Below are 20,874 nucleotides of genomic sequence, written 5' to 3'. Positions count from 1 at the left end.
GCGTATTTGATTTCAATGCGTTATCGCTCTTTTATTTGAATGGATAACGGTGCTCATCTCATGCTTACCAAATAGCATATCCAAAATCTTAATAACAAAATGATTTACTGAACCGTCAATATGACGGTTGTTTTAAATATTTCCAACAAAATGTTGGTTTCTTATGCAGTTAGAATCGGTATAGAATGAGAAAAATAAGGAAAGCTTGGTAAGTATATGGACAAGTTTGATCACAAGATTGTGGATCTTCTCCGACACAACGCTCGGCTGTCGGTGACTGAAATTGCGGATAAAGTGAACCTTTCTCGTTCTGCGGTGACGGCTCGTATTCGTAAGCTAGAACATGACAAAGTGATTCTCGGGTATCACGCTGAAATTGCCTCTTCAGGCGGGGACTCGATTTGTGCTTATTTTGCTCTAAAGTTCGATAAATCTACATCCACGTATTATTGCGAATCATATGCCGACGAACTATACAAAATCGATGGCGTAAAATGGTGCCATGCGATCAGTGGTGAAACGGATATGATGGTTTTTGTCGAAGTACCTACGATGACTCGTTTGAACGAAATCAGAGATCAAATTCAACGTTACCCAGAGCTAAGGCACCTCATGACTCATACCGTTTTAGCTGAGTTCTTTAATACGACTGGCAACCAGTTTGTGAAATAAGCATCATGGGTGCCATTATTTATTAAAACCTTCTTGAGCAAGTATGTTAAACAACATCAATTTGAATCTACTTAGGTCCTTGCATGTACTTTTAGAAGAGTGTCATGTCAGCCGAACTGCAGAACGTTTGCACATTACGCAGTCTGCGGTTAGCCGACAGCTTGCACAATTGCGCGATCTGTGTGGTGACCCACTGCTTATTCGTCAAGGTAATCAGCTGATACCAACTCCGCGAGCAATAGCGTTAAAATCAAAGCTTGATGCGTTACTGGCTGAGTTTGACCATTTACTCGATGACAAACCTTTTGAGCCGCAACTGTGGCAAGGCGAGCTGGTTATTGCCTCAAGCGATTACGTGGCACAATACGTTTTGCCCGATATTGCATCTCACTTGGGTGAACAAGCACCACAATTGGATTTGGCGTATCGACTGTGGCAGCTAGATTTTATCGATAAGCTTCACGAGTTAGGAATCCACCTTGCTTCTTCTATGTATCCCACTCAGCCTGAAGGTGTATCTAGCATCAATATTGGTTCTGATAAGTCAGTTTGTTTGATGAAGGCATCTCACCCTTTAGCTGGTAAGGCTTCGATTTCTGTAGAGGACCTCATTAGTCATTCGCATATTCAAGTGACGGGTGGGGGAGACAAAGACTCAAGTACCGATATGGCACTAAAAGACAGGGGGCTGATGCGTCATGTTACCTTTAAAGTGCCTTTTTTCTCTGCGGCGGTAAATCGTTTGGTCTCAAGTGAGCACTTGATGGTAGTTCCGGAGCACATTGCAAATAATTTGGCCAAGCACTGGCCTTTGGTTCATAAAGCGCTTCCTTTTGAGACACCTACCCATGAATACTGGCTGATGTGGCATCCTAAATACGACAATGATCCAGCTCATCAATGGGTGCGAGAGCAAATCCACGCGGTGATGAAAATATCGGAATACTCCATCCATTAGGCTATGATTTTAAATCATGACTTTTATGCGAAACTTTGATTTCAAATTATAGCTCTTCAATTGATAGATTGAATTCAAATGGAGAGAGGTTATTTATGACACTAACAGTTTGGTTATCACTTTTTACCGTGTGTTTACTCGGTGCTATGTCACCTGGGCCTAGCCTAGCGATTGTGGCAAAACATGCCTTGGCTGGTGGACGCATCAATGGTTTGGCAACGGCTTGGGCACACGCTTTTGGAATTGGCATTTATGCGTTTATTACGCTGATTGGCCTCGCTGTTGTTTTGCAGCAAAGCCCGATGTTGTTCAAGACGATCAGCCTTGCAGGCGCGGCATATCTTGCATATTTAGGGTTCAATGCGCTGCGTTCGAAAGGCGGTGTAGCGGCGAAGTTGGAGTCAGGCGAGGAAACAACGGTAAGCCAGTCTGCTCGAGAAGGTTTTTTTATCTCGATTTTAAGCCCCAAAATTGCCTTGTTTTTTATCGCACTATTTAGTCAGTTTGTAGCGCTAGGTAATGATTTGAGCAATCAAATGATCATTGTGGCTACACCATTTGTTGTGGACGGGCTTTGGTATACTTTTATCACCCTAGTTTTATCGAGCTCTAAAGTAGTGGACAGAATTCGTTCTAAAGCGGTGTTAATTGATCGTTTGTCAGGGATTGTTCTCATGCTATTGGCACTTCGAGTGGTCGTAACCGTATAAATTTGCAAAGACAACAAAATATTAAAGGCAGCCCGGATGGCTGCCTTTTTCTGCTCTCAGTAAACCCTCATATAATTTACGTAATCTTGACGCTAAGTGCTGCTAAAGTTAATACTATCAATAGTGTTACTTTGGTTCACATTATCATTTGTAGTAAGCGCAGCTTTCCAACGCACTGTTATAATTAGAACGAGAGCCACTTAACGTTAATACTAACAGTGTCGCATATTAAGTCGAGAATGCTTTATTGGGTAAAACGGACTTTCCTCTTACTTATCCTATGAAAGGGGTAGAGACTTCATGACCGTTTAGAAGGTGAGAGAGCAATATGCAAAGAATAGTAAATCTAGCTCTAGTAGTAATTTTGACCAGTGTTTGCAGCGTTGCTTGGATATTCCTTTCAACAAAGAGCATATGGGTGTTTTTTGAACTGTTTGTATTCACGATGCTTGGTTTTGGGCTTTTGTACGCGCTACTACAAAAGGTTGATCCTCAGCACTTTGACTTCGTTTTAAATCACATAGAAGAAATAAAGAGAGAAGGCAGAGAAGCTTGCCAAAATGGGACCCCGAAAGAATCTAACCCATACTCTGGTGTTGATGGTGATTTGTGGGAGGCTGGCTACACAGCCTCTCACAACACAAAGATAAAACAATAAGCCGCTAGTTGCTTATTTGACGTTGTGCTTTTCAAAAAAAGCACCCTGCCATTGTAAAGACAGGGTGAAAGCAAGAAGTTTCTCAGGAGCTGTCGGGGGAGAGAAACTTATATAAATTCTATTTACTTATCGGCGAACCTCTTCGAACTCACCTTCAATAGCATCGGCTTTACCAGTATTGAATTCATACTCTTCATGCATTTCTTTCTGCATTTTCTTCACGCGCTTCTCAATACGCTTGCCTGTAATCAATGCTGCGATGGTCAACGGAATCGCAATGATCAAGCTAAATACTAATGTAAAAAAGCCCGTAATCAGTGCTAGTGCGGTAACAATAATCCGATTCATAATCATGACCTCTCTGTAATTTATGTGTTCAGATTAATGCTGTGAACATGAACAAAACATGAATGATAGTCTTCACTTTGTCCGGAGAGTGTCAAATGAGCGAAATGAAAAAACGCCTGAGGGTGATCAGGCGTATAAACGGGGAAAAATATTAGTAATGCGCTTCGCGCTTATTATTTAGAACAAATATGAGATATTGTCCGTTACGCTATGTGGTTAACGTTGTGGAGCAAAGTTCACCTATCGAGGGAATGTTTGGTAACGAACACCCATCATTTGTTCCATACAGTGCACAACTTGGCAGCTGTAACCGAATTCGTTGTCGTACCAGATGTAAAGTACGCAACGTTTGTCTTGTGCGATAGTCGCTTGACCATCCACGACGCCTGCATGGCGAGAACCAACTAAGTCAGTTGATACAATTTCTGTTGAATCGGTGTAGTCAATCTGTGCCGAAAGCTCAGAGTTCAACGCCATTTCACGCAAGTAATCGTTCAGTGAATCACGGTCTACGTCTTCACCTAAGTTTAGGTTAGCGACTGCCATCGAAACGTTTGGTGTCGGTACGCGAATTGCGTTACCTGTTAGCTTACCAGCTAGCTCTGGCAGTGCTTTTGCTACTGCTTTAGCTGCGCCAGTTGAAGTTAGAACCATGTTCAGAGAAGCACTACGTCCACGGCGGTCACCAGAGTGGAAGTTGTCGATCAAGTTTTGGTCGTTTGTGTATGAGTGCACGGTTTCGATGTGACCAGAAAGGACACCATATTTATCATTCAGCGCTTTAAGAACCGGCGTGATTGCGTTTGTGGTACAGCTCGCTGCAGAGATGATGGTGTCATCTTCTTGAATAACTGATTCATTTACACCGAATACAACGTTTTTGATATCGCCTTTACCTGGTGCCGTTAGCAGCACTTTCTCTGCACCTTGACACGCTAAGTGTTGGCTTAGGCCTTCAGAATCACGCCAAACACCTGTGTTATCAACAACAAGCGCGTTGTTAATACCGTAAGCAGAGTAGTCCACTTCGCTTGGATTGTTTGCGTAGATGATTTGGATGTAGTTACCGTTAACGATCAGAGCTTTACGTTCCTCATCGATCACGATGCTGCCGTTGAACTGACCATGGACTGAGTCACGACGCAGTAAGCTAGCACGCTTCTCTAAATCGCCTTTTTTACCGCCACGAACCACAATCGCTCGCAGTCGTAGTGGGTAACCTGGGCCACTTTTCTCGATCAGAAGGCGAGTTAGTAGTCGACCAATGCGACCAAAACCGTAAAGAACTACATCACGTGCTTTCAATGAAGAGTCTGCATCGCGTGCGCCATCAAGTGCAGTGATAAGGAAATCATTTAGAGAGGCAGTATCGTCATGCTCATTCCAGTACTTAGTTGCCAATTGGCCAACGTCGACACGACACGAAGAAATGCTCATTTCACATAGCGCTTGAATGATAGGCATCGTGTGCTCAAGTGAGAGTGGGCTGCCTGTATAACGTCTTGCAACGCGATGAGTTTTGAGAATGTCTATAGTAGTAGCATTGATAAGCGTTTTACCAAACAGAACCACTTCGATTCCTTTTTGACGATATAGCTTACCAATTAGAGGGGAAATAGATTCAGCAATCGTTTGGCTAGTTTGCCAGTCTTGGAGATATTTCTCTGGACTCATTGTTGTATTAGACCTTTCACGTTTTGGGGGCTAACCATACTCTCTGCTGTTGCCTCTTCGGCAGCGTGCAAGAGTGTGGTGGGTTATGTAATCGGGTTGTAATAGTTATGTGTGCGGATTCTAAGGTCGGAGCCCTTATTCTGCTAGGAAAATTAAATCCAGTGTAAAACACTAGTTAAGGTCGTGTTAGTGGTGAATTAATGTGACTAAAGCGGTGGTTTTCACGTATTGACATTTAAAAAGTCATCCACTTTTTTCGCGATGATAATGTGTGTTTTCAAATTAGTTTTGTTGTTACTGTGAATTCGTTTGCATTTTTGTGTGATTTTCCTCGATAAGGCAACGAAATAGGTGAACATATGGTTTGGAATTTTATGAAAAGCGATGTGCATCTTAGGTATGAGTGAAACTTCACTGTTTGAACTCAGCTTGAAGATCAAAAAGTATGATTCGAGTCACAATTACCATTTCATTGACCGATGGCGAAATAAGCGGAATGACCATGGTTTTGGTAGGTGAATGTTGTTTTAAAGTAACCATGTCGTATATGCCTTTCAATGCTAGAAACTAGTCTAGTATTAAATAATCGGATGAGATCAACCATTGGGCTGATGGATGTTGAGATTATCAATAAAAACACGCTTAGCACTCCTCGCACTATTACCCACGGTGGTGATAGTGGTTTTTGCAGTTCAGCAGTTTTCTGACAATGCGTTGCGCGTAAGCCGTCTCAATCAAACGGTAATCAATATCCAAGGTTTCCAGTTGATATCCCAAGCCTCGCATTTTATATACTCCATAGAGAAAGCACGCCGCCAGCCTACGCTTCAAGCATCAGCCGCACTTAATATAGAAGAACAAGACGGTGTTATTTCTTCCATGCATCAAAAATTCGTCAGTAACCCCAATACCGCTGAATATGCTGATGAGCTGAAAGAGGCCATGCTAGGGGTATTATCCGGTAGGTTGGACGAGATGGATGACCTTGGCGATTGGGCATTTCAACTGCTTCAAAATATGTCGCGCTCTTTGCTACAAAATCATCAGTGGTATGGCAGTGAGGACGGTATTCGAATGCAGAATTTTATTGCTTACCTTGCTCAGCTGTCTTTTTGGACACAGAAAGAAGCCTGGTTGACACATCGCCTAGTTCAAGATCCTAAGAGTCGGTTGAGTCAGAGTCTGTTTTTTCAGGCTATTGATCGACAGCAGCAAAATTTGGATGCGTTTTTAAATTTAGGAGGGTCATACGATCAAGTTGATAAATTGCTAGGCTTGTTTACGTCGCCGAGATATCAGAGAAATTTGGCATCTCGTGGGCGATTAATGTCAGGGGACATGTCACGTAGTGACTATGAAGCGTATTTGAGAGAACTCGATTTCCGTGTGCAACGCTTGCAAGTACTCATTGATGGGTTCACGAAACAAACAGAGCAGTCGCTCCTAACACAAGTTCATGAACAAAAGACCAATATTGCGATGATTACCTCTGGCGTTATTTTGGTTATCGTCATGCTTTGCTGGCTTGGCTTTGGCACTTGGTTTCGGGTTAATAGCAAACTAGATGCGATTATTCATACCTTAACGGCGCTGATCAACGATGAAGAGAAACAGACGAAAGTCAAAGTCGATGGCAGTGATGAACTGACGATTTTCGCTCAGCAAGTGAATCGAGTGGTTGAAGAAAAGCAGAGACAAACAGACGAAATACTCCATGCTAAAGAGTCAGCAGTGTCTGCTAATCGCGCTAAATCAGTATTTCTTGCCAACATGTCGCATGAAATACGTACCCCCCTAAACGGTATTATGGGCATGACGGAGATACTCTCTCAAAGCGAGTTATCTTCCCATCAACAAGAAGTCGTTGATGACATTGACTCTTCATCTCAAACATTACTTACCTTGCTTAACGATATTTTGGATCTTTCTAAAATCGAATCTGGTCGACTGGAGTTGTCGTTAGTCGAGGCCGATATCCGAGAGGTGGTGTACCAGTCGATGGTTTTATTTCAATCCAAAGCCACATCTAAACAGCTAGAGCTGGGGATTAACTTAGCTGAAAACATTCCAACTCGAGTGATGGTTGATGATCATCGAATCAAGCAGGTCATCACGAATCTGGTATCGAATGCGGTCAAGTTTACTGAAAGCGGTCATATACGTGTTGATGTCAGTTATGACGAGTTACCTGAGAACGAGCGCGGAACGCTGATGTTTAAAGTCGAAGATACCGGGATAGGCATTGAACAAGATAAGTTAACGACGATTTTTGAACCCTTTACTCAGGAAGATGAAGGGGTGTCGAGGCAGTTCGGCGGAACGGGACTGGGATTGGCAATTTGTCGTCAACTGGTATCCATGATGGGAGGGCAGCTTATAGCGACATCCACAAAAGGAGTGGGCACATGCTTTGAATTCTCTATTGAGGTTGATGTTATTCCGGTGTTTGGCTGGCGCTCGGACGTGATAAATAAAGGGCTCTTGATCTGCACAAATTACGATTACGCTGATCAACTTTTGAAAGAGTGTCGATTAGCAAAAATCAATCTCTTTGGTGCGAATAATGTTAATGAAGTAAAAGCAATAAACGATGACTTTGATGTCATATTTCTGTGCCATAGTGACGACTCCAATACGGATGAAGTCTTAGATGAATTGTCACTCAAATATGATCTTCGTCGTGTGATTATTTGTCAGCATCATCTATCCACTCCCTACGACAATGCAGAAAGAGTACATGCTGTGCTCACATTGCCTTTTCTTGGCAATCGATTTAAGCATGTCATTGACGATTTAGCGAAGGTAGAAAAAACCATTTCAAGTGACGCTGTCACTAATAGTATTCCAAAGTCTGAATATCGAACGTCGCGCTCTCACAGGAGGATCTTAATCGCGGAGGATAACTTGATGAATCAGAAAATAGCGAGTTTCTTTCTGGATAAAGCAGGATATGACTATTTGATAACAAGCAATGGACAAGAAGCGTTGGAAGCCATCACAAAGGGAGAAGAATTCGATGCAATTTTAATGGATTGTATGATGCCGGTGATGGATGGACTGACCGCGACGAAAGAAATTCGTCGTTGGGAAAAGAAAGCCGGGCGTGAGAAAACGACCATTATTGCGCTCACCGCGAGTGTTTTGGAAGAAGACATTCACAACTGTTTTGCTGCAGGTATGGATGCTTATTTACCTAAGCCTTATAAATCGAATCAGCTATTTGAGCTCTTCAATGAATTAAAACTCGCCTAAATCGATAACATTTCAAGACGATAAAGCCCCAATCAAAGGGGCTTTATTTTAACCATGTATTGTTATGCGTTTGCTTGAGCGCCAGCGAGTTTACGTATGGTTTGTCGATAGGTTAGGTAAGCGGAAATGCCCGCCAGAATGTTGCCCATACAAGCGCCTAAAAGTAGACCTCGGATTCCCCCCATTTGAGCGCCAACCCATAAGCAAGGAAGGAAAAAGACAAACAAGCGTAGCGCTGAAATGGTGAGCGCGGTGTAAGACTTACCTAATGCATTGCAAAGAGAAACCATCAACATACATACACCTAGTGAACCTAAGCTGATAGGAACAATCAGCAAATGCATTTCTAATACTTGCTCTACTTGAACATCACTGGTCATCAGTAGTGCAAGTGGGTTTGCGACGGCAAACGTAATGGCTGCGATCAAAAGTTGAAAGCCCAGAATGAATTTTACGGCAATACTGACTAGCGATTGGATATCTTGGTAGTTCTTTGCGCCAAGTAAGCGCCCGACCATTGGGGGCATAGACATTGTCAGCGCTAACACCGAAACGATAGCAAAGAATTCGTAGCGTGAACCGAGCGCCCAAGCGGCGACTGCTGCGGTCCCGAAGCTTGCCAACAACTTTGTTGCTAACATGGACGACAACGGAGGCAGCAGTTGGCTGATCATCGCAGGTCCCATGATGTTACCGATAGACGCAACACTTTTAGCTACGTTGAGGTCTTGCCACTGCGTTGTTGCCCAGTGGTTCTTCTTCACGCGAGGCGCGACGACTAAAATACCAAACCCAAAAGCAACGATGGTTGCTATTGCGGCTCCGTTAATACCCAAGTCAAACGTGAAAATAAATAGTGGATCGAGCACAAGGTTCACACCGCTGGTCACCATCATCATTGTGCCAGGCAACATGGTGTTGCCGTTAGCTCGGCAAATACTGTAGTAAAAATATAAAACCGCGCCAGTCCATGAACTTAGCAGCCACCAAGGCCAGTAGCTGTCGATAATCGGCATCACAGACTCTGGAGCACTTAATAGAGATAAAATGGGGTAGCGCAAAAGCCAAATTAGCCCTCCAAAAACGGCTACGCCGATTGAGCCAATCATCAAAACTAAGCCACCGAGCTGTTTGGCATAACGACTTTCATTCGCACCAAGCGCTTTAGAAATGACAGCGGTCGTGGCGATACCTAAACCGACTTGAATGCCGATAATGACCATTTGCAACGGAAGAGTAAAACCTTGAGCAGCCAAAGGTAAAACGCCGAGCTGACCGATAAACGCACTATCTACAAGCTGAAAGCTCATTAAAGATAGAACGCCAAATAGCATTGGCCAAGTCATCGTAAATAATTGTTTTGCAAGTGTTGGTTGTGTACTTGTCGTAGTTGAGGACATAGAAAGCTGAATGCGTTAGGAATAAGAGTTGGATTGATTGTACACGGCGCTTAGTTTAGAGACAAAAATAAACCCCGAGTAAGGTAGCCTTACTCGGGGTTGGAAAATCTAGCTTAAGCGTTTATTTTTTGCCGCTAGTTTGCTTGTCTTCTTCAGTCAGTTCGCGAATACGACGGCTGATGTCACGACGTGCTTTAGAGATTTCTGCACTTTTGATGATGTGGTCATCAACACGATCTTCGTAGTCTGCTTTCATATTTTTGATGATTGCGACGATTTCATCGTGAGTCATTTCTGGTTTGATGTAATCTAGAAGGTTTTCTAGAAGGTCAACACGTTTGCGGTTATCACGAACTTTCTTTTCGTTATCAAGCAGCTCACGTTTTAGTTTGTTTTTACGACGAGCTTGGTTAACGATTTCAAATACGCTACTCATAGTTCTCTTTCCTAATTTTATGAATATCTCCCTCGATTAAAGCACAACATCCAGTGGCATAACAGTCTTTAGATCAATCACAATGCAGAGTTGAACATTTCTCAACCAATTGCGATGTGTCTACATAATCACGCTTCTTTAATCGAGTTTTGGGCAACATCGTAGAATCCATCGATGCATTGTCATAACGTGGCCTTCACTATATTATCAACACCATTGAATGCAAAATGATGAACTTGATATGGACTCTGGGAACACTGCGGAGCAAGTAAGTAGTCAAGATAATGAGCAAGCCACTCGCTCTGTGGCTGAAAAGTTAAAAACAGCGTATATCAACGCTCGCGAGCAACTCGAAATCATCGAAGTTGAGCTGAATCGTTCAAAAATAATGATGGTTGATCAAGATGGCAATTTGACGAAAGTGCCAATTCTCTCGGAGCATTGATACCTGACCCGATTCGCAAAGGGTGCCAGGTCTTGCGCTATGCTTTAGCCTGACACCGACACCTGAATCGTTAACGCTTCTTGCATCTCTTTGCCAATGTATGATGCATGATTTCGAAGCGATTTAGGTACCAAGTCAAATGCAAAAATAATAAGGAAATGCATTATGAAAGTTGAGCTAACGGCAATTGAAGCACGAGTCATTGGTTGCTTGATCGAAAAAGAAGTCACCACCCCAGATCTTTACCCCCTCAGCCTAAACGCTTTAACCAACGCGTGTAATCAAAAAAGCAACCGTGATCCCGTAATGTCGCTCTCTGAGTCAGACGTTCTCGATGCCGTTGATGCTCTAATTGAGCGTAGGCTCGTCAGTGACGAAAGTGCGTTTAACAGCCGTGTTAGCAAGTATCAGCACCGTTTCTGTAATACGGAGTTTGGTGATTTAAAACTGACAGAACAAGAGAAGGGAATCGTGTGCTGTATGCTTTTGCGTGGCGCTCAAACGCCTGGGGAAATTCGCACTCGTACCAATCGTCTCGCGACATTTCATGATGTAAAAGAAGTTGAAACGGTTCTGGAGCACTTAGCAAGCGAAGATAAAGGGCCATTAGTGGTCAAGTTACCGCGTGAAGCCGGAAAGCGAGAGTCACGCTATATGCATTTGTTCTGTGGCGACGTTGACGTCTCTGAGCTAGCAGTGCCAGTGTCAGCGGCTGGCTCTAATTCTGATCGAGTCAGCCAGTTAGAGCTCGAAGTTGCTCAGCTTAAAGAAGAGCTCGATGAACTAAAAGCTAAGGTCGAGTCACTACTTTCATGATTGAAAATACAGCGCAGCGTTGGAGTGTCTATTTGATACGAAATAACCGCAATGCGCTGTATTGCGGTGTCACAAACAATGTTGAGCGAAGATTCAATCAGCACCAAACGGGCAAAGGAGCGAAAGCTTTAAAAGGAAAAGGTCCCTTGGTATTGGAGTGGTCTTCGGATTTTGATTCAAAGACACTTGCCATGCGGGCTGAGTATTATATTAAGCAACTAACAAAAGCTAAGAAAGAGCTACTTGTTACGTCAAAAGCAAGTATTGTCGTTGATGAAAATCAGCAGATGATGTTAGAAATGGCTTTATCGAAATAAGCGTTCGCGACATGCCGAATAACAAAGAAACCGTCCACTGAGGCGGTTTCTTTTTAGTTTTGGAGTACCATGTAAGAACAAACTGACGCATAATGGGTTGGTGTTCTGTTTAAACACTCAGAGTATGAAAAGGAGAAATGATATTTTGTGACCTTACAATTAGGTACACAATAAACGTTTATTCGTTCCAACTCAGACTAAGAACCAATTTATTATTGAAACAGGCACTCAGAGGAAGGTAGATTACAAGAGTAAAGGATGACTCGGCTAGGTAACGAATAGAGCTGAATTAGGCTCATAAAAAGCTAAAAGAGCAGTAGATGAAAAAAGCGTTAGTATTCTCCCTGATGTCAATGGCCACTGTCGCGCCGATAGCGCAAGCCACTCAAGTCCTCAACGGGTATTGGGCATATCAAGAATTTTTAGACCAGTTTCCAGAACAGAAGCAGTTAACGAATGCGTTGGCTGACGCCGTGCGAGAGACTCCTGTTCCGGTTGAAAGAGACAAAAAGCGTCCGTTAAAAATTTCTGTGGTTTATCCAGGTCAACAGATTTCGGATTATTGGATTCGAAATATTGACGCATTTGAACAGCGTTTAGATAAACTCGATATCGACTATCAACTTAATCAAGTATTTACCCGTCCCAACGCAGATATTAAGCAACAAAGTTTGTCTTTAATGGAAGCGCTGAAGAGCAACTCCGATTATCTGATTTTCACTCTCGATACCACTAGGCATCGTAAGTTTGTTGAACACGTCTTAGACTCAAAGAAAACCAAGTTGATCTTACAAAATATCACTACACCGGTAAGAGATTGGGAGGATCACCAACCGTTCCTTTATGTTGGTTTTGATCATGCTGAAGGCAGCCGTGAGCTTGCCGTGGAGTTTGGTAAGCGTTTTCCAAAACAGAGCCATTATAGTGTGCTCTACTTTTCAGAAGGATATATCAGCGATATCAGAGGTAATACCTTTATCAATCAAGTCAACCGTGATAACAACTTTGAACTACAATCTGCTTACTATACCAAAGCGACAAAGCAGTCTGGGTATGAAGCAGCAAAAGCGAGTTTGGAAAAATACCCTGACGTCGATTTTATTTATGCGTGTTCTACAGATGTGGCGCTAGGGGCTGTTGATGCGCTGAAAGAATTAGGGCGTGAAGATGTCATGATCAACGGCTGGGGTGGCGGCTCTGCAGAATTAGAAGCGCTTTCGAAAGGGGAGTTAGACGTTACTGTTATGCGTATGAACGATGATACTGGCATTGCAATGGCAGAAGCGATTAAGTGGGATCTTGAAGGGAAACCCGTTCCAACCGTTTATTCTGGTGATTTTGAAGTCGTCACGAAATCTGATTCTCCAGAAAGAATTGAAGCATTAAGAAAACGCGCATTTAGATACTCAGACAATTGATGACAACTACATCAAAAACAAGAAAGCGTCGCTCATTGTCGACGCTTATTACGAAAATAATCATTCTCGTACTTGCTCCGATCATTTTAGGCATCTTCGTTCAGAGTTATTACTTCTCGAAGCAAATTATTTGGCAAGAAGTGGATAGAACTAAGCAACAGACGTCAGCGCTGATTCTTAATATTTTTGATAGCCATTTTGCTGCGATTCAGATTCATCACAACAGTAACTCGAAGAGTGATGTTGTTTTAGATTTTTATACAGAACGGGATGAAGAAGCTCTCAATTACTTTTTCATGAGTATTGACCAGAGTGATCCTTCTCATACGCCAGAGTTTCGCTTTCTCACCGATCATCAAGGCATTATTTGGGACGATGGGAATGCGCATTTCTATGGCATCAATAACTTGATTCTCAATGATCTCGCGAGCCAAGTGACTTTTAGCAACAATTGGTATTACCTTCCTTCACATACCCCAATGGGAACTCGCCATCTGTTACTGCGTCGTGTACCGGTTTTACAACCTAAAACCGGTGAAGTGATGGGGTATTCTTACAATGTTGTTGTTCTAGATAACAACTTCGGGTTGATGGAAAGACTAAAAAACGAAGGGAACGTTGATAATGTTGTTTTGGTGGCCAACGATACGCCACTAGCTAGCTCACTAGTCGGAGATGAAGCGTACAAGATATTTGATGTTCTGAAGCGGCGAGAGTCTCAGCAAAAACTTGACCAGTTGTTGATCATTAAAACCCCTATCGAAGTCAATGCTGCCACGACGGATTTGTGTTTACTAACCGTGCAGGACAATCAGAGTGTTGTGACGCTGCAAATCCAGCACCTTTTAGCGATGCTGGCTTCGGTTATCGGGATGGTGATGATTGCGTTGATGACCAAAGAGTGGATTGAGAATCGAGTTGTCGAAGAGCTTGGCTCGTTGATGGCATACACTCGTTCGGCTCGTGAAGAAAAAGGGTTCGAACGATTTGGCGGATCGGATATCGAGGAGTTCGATCATATTGGTTCGACACTAGAAAACACCTTTGAAGAGCTGGAAGCGCAAAAGCGTTCATTCCGCGATCTGTTTAACTTTGCGTTATCGCCGATTATGGTTTGGTCAGAGTCTGGCGTACTCATCCAAATCAATCCGGCAGCCCGCAAAGAATTGGTCATGGAAAACGACATTGAAACCATGCACCCAGTGTTTAAAGGCTTCAAAGAAAAGTTGATGCCGCACCTGCGAATGGCAGCTCAAGGAGCCACGTTAACTGGCGTCAATGTACCAATTGGAGACAAGGTATATCGCTGGAACTTATCGCCGATTCGAGTTGACGGTGATATCAGCGGTATCATTGTTCAAGGTCAGGATATTACGACGCTTATTGAAGCGGAAAAACAAAGTAACTTGGCACGTAAAGAGGCAGAAAAATCCGCCCAAGCACGTGCCGATTTTCTGGCTAAAATGAGCCATGAAATCCGAACGCCAATCAATGGCATTCTAGGAGTTGCTCAATTATTAAAAGACTCTGTCGAAACGGAAGAACAGAATAACCAAATTGACGTACTTCGACATAGTGGTGAGCACTTACTTGCTGTTTTGAATGATATTTTGGATTTTTCGAAGATTGAGCAGGGTAAGTTTAATATTCAAAAGCACCCGTTTTCTTTCACTGACACGATTCGAACGTTAGAAAACATTTATCGTCCAATTTGCGAAAATAAAGGCGTTAACCTCGTCATTGAAAACAAGATTGATCCCAATGTTGAAATCTTTACTGACCAAGTTCGTCTGAACCAAATTTTATTCAACTTAGTCAGTAACTCAGTTAAGTTTACCCCCTCGGGCAGCGTACGCTTGCATGCGGAACTAGAGCAGTTCTACGGCGCCGAAAATAGTGTGTTGGTAGTGGAAATTACGGATACGGGCATCGGCATAGAGCCCGATAAGCTCGACCAAATGTTCGAACCTTTCGTTCAAGAGGAAGCAACGACCACTCGAGAATACGGTGGCAGTGGCTTGGGACTGACCATTGTGAAAAGCCTCGTCGATATGCTGGAAGGTGACGTTCAAGTACGTAGTCAAAAAGGTTTGGGTACGACCTTTGTTATTACAATGCCAGTGAAAGATCGTGAGCGAGTGCTCACCCCTCTTGATTCAAGCTTGAGAGTTAAACCTGGTGAGTTATTCGCAGAGAGTCTAAAAGTACTGTTGGTAGAAGATAACCATACCAATGCTTTCATTCTCAAAGCATTTTGTAACAAGTACAAAATGCAGGTTGATTGGGCAAAAGATGGGTTGGAAGCGATGGAGTTCTTAAAAGATCATACTTACGATTTGATTTTGATGGACAACCAACTGCCGCATCTTGGAGGAATTGAAACAACCAAAGAGATCCGACAGAAGCTGAAGTTAGGCACGCCAATTTATGCTTGTACTGCCGATACGGCGAAAGAAACCAGTGATGCGTTTATGGAGGCGGGCGCGAATTACGTATTGCTCAAACCGATTAAAGAAAATGCGCTCCATGAAGCCTTTGTTGACTTCAAGCAGCGATTCTTAATTGAACGAACGTGATGAACTCATTCGCTATGAGCCTTAATTGATAATTCAACCGCTCACTAAACCGAAAAGCACAACGCCATAACTTAGGGTTGTGCTTTTTTGTATCTCAATGCTTCACTTGTTGATAAGCCAGAAGTGCTGATATCACCTTTAGTGTCGTATATCACTACTATTCAACCCAAGTACTACGTTGCGTTACGCAAACTTGTTCCCCAATGGCATATTCTATGTGATTTAAATCACAAAAACTTATTTACTTAGCGTGCTAACTATTTTATATTGCTTAGCAAGCTAAGTAATTGAGTAGATCTTATGATTCAAGACATCAACAGTTTGCGCGACCTTTCTCTGGCTGAAAAGTTATCTCGTGTTGCCCGTTTGTGGAAAATGGTTGCAGATCGCGAGTTGGAGCCTTTAAACCTGACGTACCCGCGTTGGACTGCGTTATGGAAACTTTATCGAATGGGCGACAACGTTAGTCAGAAGCATTTGGCTGAAGCGCTTGAGATTGAGTTAGCATCGCTGATGCGCACATTAAAGCTATTAGAAGAGCAATCTCTGATCACTCGCCATTGCAGTGAGCATGACAAGCGAGCACGCATTGTTAGCCTTACAGAAGAAGGTAAAACTCTACTGAAGCAAATGGAGACCCGAATTCTTCAAGTACGGAGCAAGCTACTGACGGAAATCAATGACCAAGAGCTTCAAAAGCTTTCATTGATCCTCGATCAGATTGCTCACAATGCACTTGATTCACTTAGCGAATAAGTCAGAAACCCGAATTAAAAGAGAAGTAAACGCCTATGACTCCAGATCAAAAATTCGCACGTTGGATCAAGTATTCTTGCGTCGCGTTTGTCCTTGTCTTTGCCTATTTTCTAGTCGCAGATCTCGCCATGCCACTGACGCCTCAGGCAATGGCAACGCGAGTGGTAACTAAAGTAGCTCCCCGTGTGAGTGGACAGATTACGCATCTTTATGTTGCCAACAACCAAGAAATAAGCCAAGGCGATCTACTATTCCAGATTGATCCACAGCCTTATCAGCTCGCCGTAGAAAAGGCTCAACTTAACCTTGAGCGTGTGATTCAAAATAATGAACAGCTTGATGCCTCTATTGCAGCGGCAAAAGCGGACGTTGAAGCGAGCAAAATTGTCGCCGAGCAAAAAGTTCGCGAAGCCAAACGTCTTGATACATTGTTTCATCGCAATGGCACCTCGCAACAACAGCGTGACGACGCACAAAGTAGTGCAACGGCAGCCAGAGCAAACTTACTGGCCGCGCGCGCTCGTTTAAAAGAGTTGGAAGTAAACCGAGGCGATTTAGGTGCGACGAATGTAAATATCCGCGTGGCACAAAACCAGCTAAAACAAGCGGAACTTAATCTGTCTTACACTCAAGTAGTGGCCGAACATGATGGCGTTGTCGCTAACTTGCAGCTGGAAACGGGTGCCTATGCGGCAGCTGGTACGCCTCTTGTGGCTTTAGTCTCGGATGACGTGGATATTATTGCCGACTTTCGTGAAAAGAGTCTGCGGCACTTCAATCAGAACAGTCGGGCGTTAGTGGCCTTTGATAGCTTGCCAGGTGACGTATTTGAAGCTCGTATTACGAGTGTGGATGCAGGGGTAAGCTCAGGCCAGTTTGATGCGGATGGCCGTTTAGCGACACCGACAGACTCAAACCGCTGGGTGAGAGACGCGCAGCGTTTACGTTTACATTTAGCTATCGATGAACCTCAACAGCGCGCATTTCCGGCCGGGGCACGTGCGACTGTGCAACTGTTGCCAGAAAACTCGTTATCTGGCTGGTTAGCGAGATGTCAGATCCGATTTTTGAGTCTTCTTCATTACATTTATTAACGGGGAGGCGATATGAAGTTATGGGATCATCCCATGTCGGAAAACGACTTCCGTCAGTGTTTGCGCATTGCAACTGGCGCGACCATTGGCTTCACCTTATGTAAGGTCTTTGGCTGGAATTACGGCGTATTTTTTACCGTAACACCGATGTTGTTACTTGGAATGGTACCAGTCATGAGCCTGCATGCTGCACGACAGCTGATTTTTTCAGCGGTCGTATGCGGATTGGAGGTCGGTATTCTTGGTGGGCTATTTGGTGGACATCCTGGCATGATGACGATCATCGCCTTCGGGTTGTTTTTGTATAAGTTCGCCTGTATGTCAAAAGGGAGCTTATTCCTCTTTGGGGCAAATAGCGTGCTGAGCTTAAGCATCATGCTGCATTTTGCGAGTTATCCAACAACCGACTTAAATGATCTAATATTCAGCAACCTACAAGCGAACGTTATTTCAGTGATCGTGGCCTACGTTGTGACATTTTTGATCCCTGATGCAGAGCCTCGTCAGCCACCGGCAAAACCATCTCAGCCTAAACAGAGTCACCGCATGCGTCATGAAGCCCTTATGGGGGCGAGCATCGCTACAATGTCTTTCCTTGTATTCCAGCTATTTGACCTCAGTGATTCTATGTCCGCTCAGGCGACAACCTTGCTTTTATTGTTTCCTATGCATTGGAACGGTGCTTTAGGGTATGCGCGCAAAAGAGCAATGGGGACCTTGATGGGGGTAACCTTTGGTATTGCTGGGCAGCTTGTACTATACGATTGGTCGGATACCTTGCTGTTTATCGTCCCATTGCTGTGGATTGGCGCGATGATGTTCAGCTATATGCATGTAAAAGAGTCTAGTGGGTCAGGAGCTGGGTTTGGCGGATTAACTACATTAGGTATTTTATTTGGCCAATACCTTACTCCGGATGGCGATTTAATGTTCAGCGCGCTGTATCGCGTGAGTAGTATTTTGTTTGCTATTGTTGTCACTCTGCTCGTGACCTATGCGGTGCACAGAGTGCTCAACAGCTTTGAGGCGACGCGCTTTAGCCAGCAGTAAGTTCAGACGTTACTGGTTAGAAAGGACTGCTCCAGTAACTCTGTTTTTAGCTCGTGACTCATCGCTATTGGGCTTTCAAACTTAATTCCTATTACCCAGCCTTTCACCAACTTCTTAATGTTGGCAATGACACACCGATTTTCTTCTCCGATATAGTGACTTAGAGAAGAGTCGATAGTGACACTTTCACCAACGTTGAATTCTGGCTCTATAAAGGTTGAGATACCAATACCTGCCAGTGAGAAGTCGATAAGGCTACCGTCGTAAACATTCCCCGCGTGAACAATCTTACAATCCATTTGCAGCTTATATCGTTCGTGTTCCCGGACTGGTTTGGTTGCAAATGTTCCTGGAATTCGAATAAATAAAAGGGGCGAAGGACGAACCGCAGTTGTTAGAACACTGGATTTAAATGCAATGACATGGCCTAACTCCGTATCTGATACACCACGCACGATGACATCGGCGTTTGGGAGTTTTCTCATCACTTGCTCTTCAAGCAAACGCATCGGTATATCAAGAATCAAATACGCGTTCTCTTTCATCCCAAGATAGGTGGTGGGATATGTATACTGGTCCTTAGGCCCAAACTCGAAATTAGTCGAAAGTTTCATTCCCGGTTTGAGGAATCTATGCAGTTCATCTTTAGTATGAGTGGCAGGCATTACATTGGCGTTTTAATTATTGGTTAAATCGAGGCTATCAAAACGCCATTTTGTTATTCAAGATAGTAGGACAAAAGTTTTTGTAAAATTATCGCTATCTGTGAAGTGGTGGGCGATAAGTTTGGCTCATTCCATCTCTCATAAAGATTTGGCTTGCCACAATACTGCCGCAGGTTACCAGCATCAGCGCTAACCAAGTCAGTGAATCTGGTTGTTCACCAAAAATTGGAACGGCAAGAAGTGTCGCGACGACTGGAGTTAATGACCCAAAAGCAGCACTGGCTTCGGCGCCAATAATTCGGATTGCATAGATAAAGGTAAAAGAGGCGATTAAGCCTGCGCCGACACCTTGCAACATCGCGTGGCCAAATAATTCTTCCCACGGCCACTGACTGATCGGCGTTATCGCTAGGTAACTATCTACCCATCCGAAGCCAACCGCAATGATGAGCAGTGCCAAAGACGCGATTGCAACGAATCCAGCACAGACATGCGCATTAAGGTTAGCAACACGAGCACTGATGGTGAAAACAGCCCACATAATGCTACCGGTTAGAAACAAGATATGGCCTTGTAATTGAGACCAGTTGTACTCTGCACCGCTATTAGAAAGAAGGAATACGAAAATCCCTAACAACACCGTAGAAAGCCCGATTAAGCGGTGAGCACTCAGCGACTGTTGATAGCACAACACCGCGATAGCAGAAACAAATAATGGCAAAGTACCAGGTACTAATGCACTGCCGTGCGCCACGGGAGCGAAGTGCATAGCTGTGCCGACGACCAGCAGGTAGGGCAGGCCACTCCCTACCACAACACCAGTTAGGTAGCGTTTAGGCACGACGCGAAGCGCCTGCTTATGCTTAATCACAAATGGTAATAAGATTAAACTTGGGATTAGAAAGCGAACTAACGCGATATCGGCTGGCTGCAAACTAGAAATTGCGCCCCCTTTTAAAGAAATAAAGAAACCAGACCAAAGCAGTAAGGTCGTTAATATAGCTGCGTATCCCAAGATCATTGTCGGCATGTCCATTTGTAAATGATGTGTTAATTGTTGAATAAAACTCGTGCCAAGGGGAGGCAAAATTTGACGTAATTAAGCTTGATGTTGGTGATAAAGCGCGTATAAGTGTCAATTGTTAGTGATTATTGGCATGGAAGGAAAAATGGACAAAATTGACAGGCAACTGATCAACTTGATGCAGAAGGATGCAACCCTGACTACGGCAGAGCTCGCTGACAAAGTAGGATTATCGGCATCACCTTGTGCAAGACGCATTAAGCGTTTAGAGCAGGAGGGCGTAATTAGCGGTTATCGAGCCATTGTGTCCAGAGACACGGTGGGTATTGCGATGACCGTATTTGTTGAAGTCAGTTTGAACAACCACCAAGCTTCTTCGATTGATGAATTTGAACATGCTGTTGTTGAAATGGACGAGGTGATCTCGTGCCATGTTGTATCAGGGGCTTATGATTATTTGTTAGAAGTGGTCAGCAAAGATCTCGCTGGCTATGAAACATTCACTAGAAAGCTACAACGATTAGAAAACGTAAAAGATATCCATACGCACTTGGCGATTAGACAAGTGAAAGGAAATGGAAGCTTGCCGATTTATGCATAAGAAA

Annotated in this window: 20 protein-coding genes; 14 read left to right on the top strand and 6 right to left on the bottom strand. The window is 43.7% G+C overall.

Annotated features, from left to right (window positions below):
* The first annotated feature begins 216 nt into the window (after positions 1 to 216).
* From R2S67_RS19595 to R2S67_RS19580, 4 genes are all read left to right on the top strand, one after another.
* Complete coding sequence (locus tag R2S67_RS19595; RefSeq protein ID WP_005396378.1) at positions 217 to 672, top strand: Lrp/AsnC family transcriptional regulator; 456 nt, start codon at positions 217 to 219, stop codon at positions 670 to 672.
* Positions 673 to 715: 43 nt separating this feature from the next.
* Positions 716 to 1,630, top strand: a complete 915-nt coding sequence (locus tag R2S67_RS19590) for a LysR family transcriptional regulator (RefSeq protein ID WP_005396380.1) — start codon at positions 716 to 718, stop codon at positions 1,628 to 1,630.
* A gap of 95 nt (positions 1,631 to 1,725) precedes the next feature.
* A complete protein-coding gene (locus tag R2S67_RS19585; protein ID WP_046875874.1) occupies positions 1,726 to 2,340 on the top strand; it encodes a LysE family translocator in 615 nt (204 codons plus the stop codon).
* Positions 2,341 to 2,758: 418 nt separating this feature from the next.
* Positions 2,759 to 2,998 (top strand): hypothetical protein, encoded by a 240-nt coding sequence (locus tag R2S67_RS19580; RefSeq protein ID WP_237308774.1) that lies wholly within the window; start codon positions 2,759 to 2,761, stop codon positions 2,996 to 2,998.
* Between the two features lie 126 nt (positions 2,999 to 3,124).
* Here the strand turns inward: R2S67_RS19580 and R2S67_RS19575 are convergent, their stop codons facing one another.
* The gene (locus R2S67_RS19575) at positions 3,125 to 3,346 is read right to left on the bottom strand and encodes a hypothetical protein (protein WP_005397748.1); all 222 of its coding nucleotides are present in this window, start codon (positions 3,344 to 3,346) and stop codon (positions 3,125 to 3,127) included.
* A gap of 240 nt (positions 3,347 to 3,586) precedes the next feature.
* Positions 3,587 to 5,020 carry a glyceraldehyde-3-phosphate dehydrogenase gene (locus R2S67_RS19570; RefSeq protein ID WP_006741169.1) on the bottom strand — a complete coding sequence of 478 codons (1,434 nt, stop codon included), beginning with the start codon at positions 5,018 to 5,020 and terminating at the stop codon, positions 3,587 to 3,589.
* Positions 5,021 to 5,635: 615 nt separating this feature from the next.
* Here R2S67_RS19570 and R2S67_RS19565 point away from each other — a divergent pair.
* Positions 5,636 to 8,272 carry an ATP-binding protein gene (locus tag R2S67_RS19565; RefSeq protein WP_317346690.1) on the top strand — a complete coding sequence of 879 codons (2,637 nt, stop codon included), beginning with the start codon at positions 5,636 to 5,638 and terminating at the stop codon, positions 8,270 to 8,272.
* Positions 8,273 to 8,334: 62 nt separating this feature from the next.
* Here the strand turns inward: R2S67_RS19565 and R2S67_RS19560 are convergent, their stop codons facing one another.
* A complete protein-coding gene (locus tag R2S67_RS19560) occupies positions 8,335 to 9,672 on the bottom strand; it encodes an MATE family efflux transporter (protein WP_041853085.1) in 1,338 nt (445 codons plus the stop codon).
* A gap of 121 nt (positions 9,673 to 9,793) precedes the next feature.
* Positions 9,794 to 10,108: a DUF496 family protein gene (locus R2S67_RS19555; RefSeq protein ID WP_005373603.1), complete on the bottom strand. Its 315-nt coding sequence runs from the start codon at positions 10,106 to 10,108 to the stop codon at positions 9,794 to 9,796.
* Between the two features lie 241 nt (positions 10,109 to 10,349).
* Here R2S67_RS19555 and R2S67_RS19550 point away from each other — a divergent pair, with 241 nt between their 5' ends.
* From R2S67_RS19550 to R2S67_RS19515, 8 genes are all read left to right on the top strand, one after another.
* Positions 10,350 to 10,553, top strand: a complete 204-nt coding sequence (locus R2S67_RS19550; RefSeq protein ID WP_031780656.1) for a hypothetical protein — start codon at positions 10,350 to 10,352, stop codon at positions 10,551 to 10,553.
* A 165-nt stretch (positions 10,554 to 10,718) separates the two neighbouring features.
* Positions 10,719 to 11,369: a YceH family protein gene (locus R2S67_RS19545; protein WP_047008119.1), complete on the top strand. Its 651-nt coding sequence runs from the start codon at positions 10,719 to 10,721 to the stop codon at positions 11,367 to 11,369.
* The gene (locus R2S67_RS19540; RefSeq protein WP_012842363.1) at positions 11,366 to 11,686 is read left to right on the top strand and encodes a GIY-YIG nuclease family protein; all 321 of its coding nucleotides are present in this window, start codon (positions 11,366 to 11,368) and stop codon (positions 11,684 to 11,686) included. The genes R2S67_RS19545 and R2S67_RS19540 overlap by 4 nt, the downstream gene beginning before the upstream one ends.
* Before the next feature lie 320 nt (positions 11,687 to 12,006).
* The gene (locus R2S67_RS19535) at positions 12,007 to 13,104 is read left to right on the top strand and encodes an autoinducer 2-binding periplasmic protein LuxP (protein ID WP_005397733.1); all 1,098 of its coding nucleotides are present in this window, start codon (positions 12,007 to 12,009) and stop codon (positions 13,102 to 13,104) included.
* Positions 13,104 to 15,680 carry a quorum-sensing autoinducer 2 sensor kinase/phosphatase LuxQ gene (gene luxQ / locus R2S67_RS19530; RefSeq protein ID WP_005397731.1) on the top strand — a complete coding sequence of 859 codons (2,577 nt, stop codon included), beginning with the start codon at positions 13,104 to 13,106 and terminating at the stop codon, positions 15,678 to 15,680. The genes R2S67_RS19535 and luxQ overlap by 1 nt, the downstream gene beginning before the upstream one ends.
* A gap of 300 nt (positions 15,681 to 15,980) precedes the next feature.
* On the top strand, positions 15,981 to 16,436 hold the full coding sequence (locus R2S67_RS19525; RefSeq protein WP_005397727.1) for a MarR family transcriptional regulator: 456 nt from the start codon (positions 15,981 to 15,983) through the stop codon (positions 16,434 to 16,436).
* 35 nt (positions 16,437 to 16,471) lie between these two features.
* Positions 16,472 to 17,530 (top strand): HlyD family secretion protein, encoded by a 1,059-nt coding sequence (locus R2S67_RS19520; protein ID WP_104972361.1) that lies wholly within the window; start codon positions 16,472 to 16,474, stop codon positions 17,528 to 17,530.
* Between the two features lie 12 nt (positions 17,531 to 17,542).
* Positions 17,543 to 18,580: a DUF2955 domain-containing protein gene (locus R2S67_RS19515; RefSeq protein ID WP_046875880.1), complete on the top strand. Its 1,038-nt coding sequence runs from the start codon at positions 17,543 to 17,545 to the stop codon at positions 18,578 to 18,580.
* 2 nt (positions 18,581 to 18,582) lie between these two features.
* Here R2S67_RS19515 and R2S67_RS19510 read toward each other — a convergent pair whose 3' ends face one another.
* Together R2S67_RS19510 and R2S67_RS19505 are read right to left on the bottom strand one after the other, a co-directional pair.
* The gene (locus tag R2S67_RS19510) at positions 18,583 to 19,245 is read right to left on the bottom strand and encodes a flagellar brake protein (RefSeq protein ID WP_047008122.1); all 663 of its coding nucleotides are present in this window, start codon (positions 19,243 to 19,245) and stop codon (positions 18,583 to 18,585) included.
* Between the two features lie 94 nt (positions 19,246 to 19,339).
* Positions 19,340 to 20,266 (bottom strand): DMT family transporter, encoded by a 927-nt coding sequence (locus R2S67_RS19505; RefSeq protein WP_317346708.1) that lies wholly within the window; start codon positions 20,264 to 20,266, stop codon positions 19,340 to 19,342.
* A gap of 148 nt (positions 20,267 to 20,414) precedes the next feature.
* Here R2S67_RS19505 and R2S67_RS19500 point away from each other — a divergent pair, with 148 nt between their 5' ends.
* Positions 20,415 to 20,870 (top strand): Lrp/AsnC family transcriptional regulator, encoded by a 456-nt coding sequence (locus R2S67_RS19500; protein ID WP_031780652.1) that lies wholly within the window; start codon positions 20,415 to 20,417, stop codon positions 20,868 to 20,870.
* The last annotated feature ends 4 nt before the right edge of the window (positions 20,871 to 20,874 follow it).

This window comes from Vibrio sp. T13N, from assembly GCF_032970445.1.
Classification (GTDB): domain Bacteria; phylum Pseudomonadota; class Gammaproteobacteria; order Enterobacterales; family Vibrionaceae; genus Vibrio; species Vibrio diabolicus.
This window is presented reverse-complemented; position numbering and strand designations above follow the sequence as displayed.

Bases quoted from the DNA above. Each gene is read 5' to 3' on its own strand.
- R2S67_RS19555 (WP_005373603.1), bottom strand. From the start codon at position 10,108: ATGAGTAGCGTATTTGAAATCGTTAACCAAGCTCGTCGTAAAAACAAA.
- R2S67_RS19575 (WP_005397748.1), bottom strand. From the start codon at position 3,346: ATGAATCGGATTATTGTTACCGCACTAGCACTGATTACGGGCTTTTTT.
- luxQ (WP_005397731.1), top strand. From the start codon at position 13,104: ATGACAACTACATCAAAAACAAGAAAGCGTCGCTCATTGTCGACGCTT.
- R2S67_RS19560 (WP_041853085.1), bottom strand. From the start codon at position 9,672: ATGTCCTCAACTACGACAAGTACACAACCAACACTTGCAAAACAATTA.
- R2S67_RS19590 (WP_005396380.1), top strand. From the start codon at position 716: ATGTTAAACAACATCAATTTGAATCTACTTAGGTCCTTGCATGTACTT.
- R2S67_RS19500 (WP_031780652.1), top strand. From the start codon at position 20,415: ATGGACAAAATTGACAGGCAACTGATCAACTTGATGCAGAAGGATGCA.
- R2S67_RS19585 (WP_046875874.1), top strand. From the start codon at position 1,726: ATGACACTAACAGTTTGGTTATCACTTTTTACCGTGTGTTTACTCGGT.
- R2S67_RS19515 (WP_046875880.1), top strand. From the start codon at position 17,543: ATGAAGTTATGGGATCATCCCATGTCGGAAAACGACTTCCGTCAGTGT.
- R2S67_RS19565 (WP_317346690.1), top strand. From the start codon at position 5,636: ATGTTGAGATTATCAATAAAAACACGCTTAGCACTCCTCGCACTATTA.
- R2S67_RS19525 (WP_005397727.1), top strand. From the start codon at position 15,981: ATGATTCAAGACATCAACAGTTTGCGCGACCTTTCTCTGGCTGAAAAG.
- R2S67_RS19510 (WP_047008122.1), bottom strand. From the start codon at position 19,245: ATGCCTGCCACTCATACTAAAGATGAACTGCATAGATTCCTCAAACCG.
- R2S67_RS19595 (WP_005396378.1), top strand. From the start codon at position 217: ATGGACAAGTTTGATCACAAGATTGTGGATCTTCTCCGACACAACGCT.
- R2S67_RS19505 (WP_317346708.1), bottom strand. From the start codon at position 20,266: ATGATCTTGGGATACGCAGCTATATTAACGACCTTACTGCTTTGGTCT.
- R2S67_RS19540 (WP_012842363.1), top strand. From the start codon at position 11,366: ATGATTGAAAATACAGCGCAGCGTTGGAGTGTCTATTTGATACGAAAT.
- R2S67_RS19535 (WP_005397733.1), top strand. From the start codon at position 12,007: ATGAAAAAAGCGTTAGTATTCTCCCTGATGTCAATGGCCACTGTCGCG.
- R2S67_RS19550 (WP_031780656.1), top strand. From the start codon at position 10,350: ATGGACTCTGGGAACACTGCGGAGCAAGTAAGTAGTCAAGATAATGAG.
- R2S67_RS19520 (WP_104972361.1), top strand. From the start codon at position 16,472: ATGACTCCAGATCAAAAATTCGCACGTTGGATCAAGTATTCTTGCGTC.
- R2S67_RS19545 (WP_047008119.1), top strand. From the start codon at position 10,719: ATGAAAGTTGAGCTAACGGCAATTGAAGCACGAGTCATTGGTTGCTTG.
- R2S67_RS19570 (WP_006741169.1), bottom strand. From the start codon at position 5,020: ATGAGTCCAGAGAAATATCTCCAAGACTGGCAAACTAGCCAAACGATT.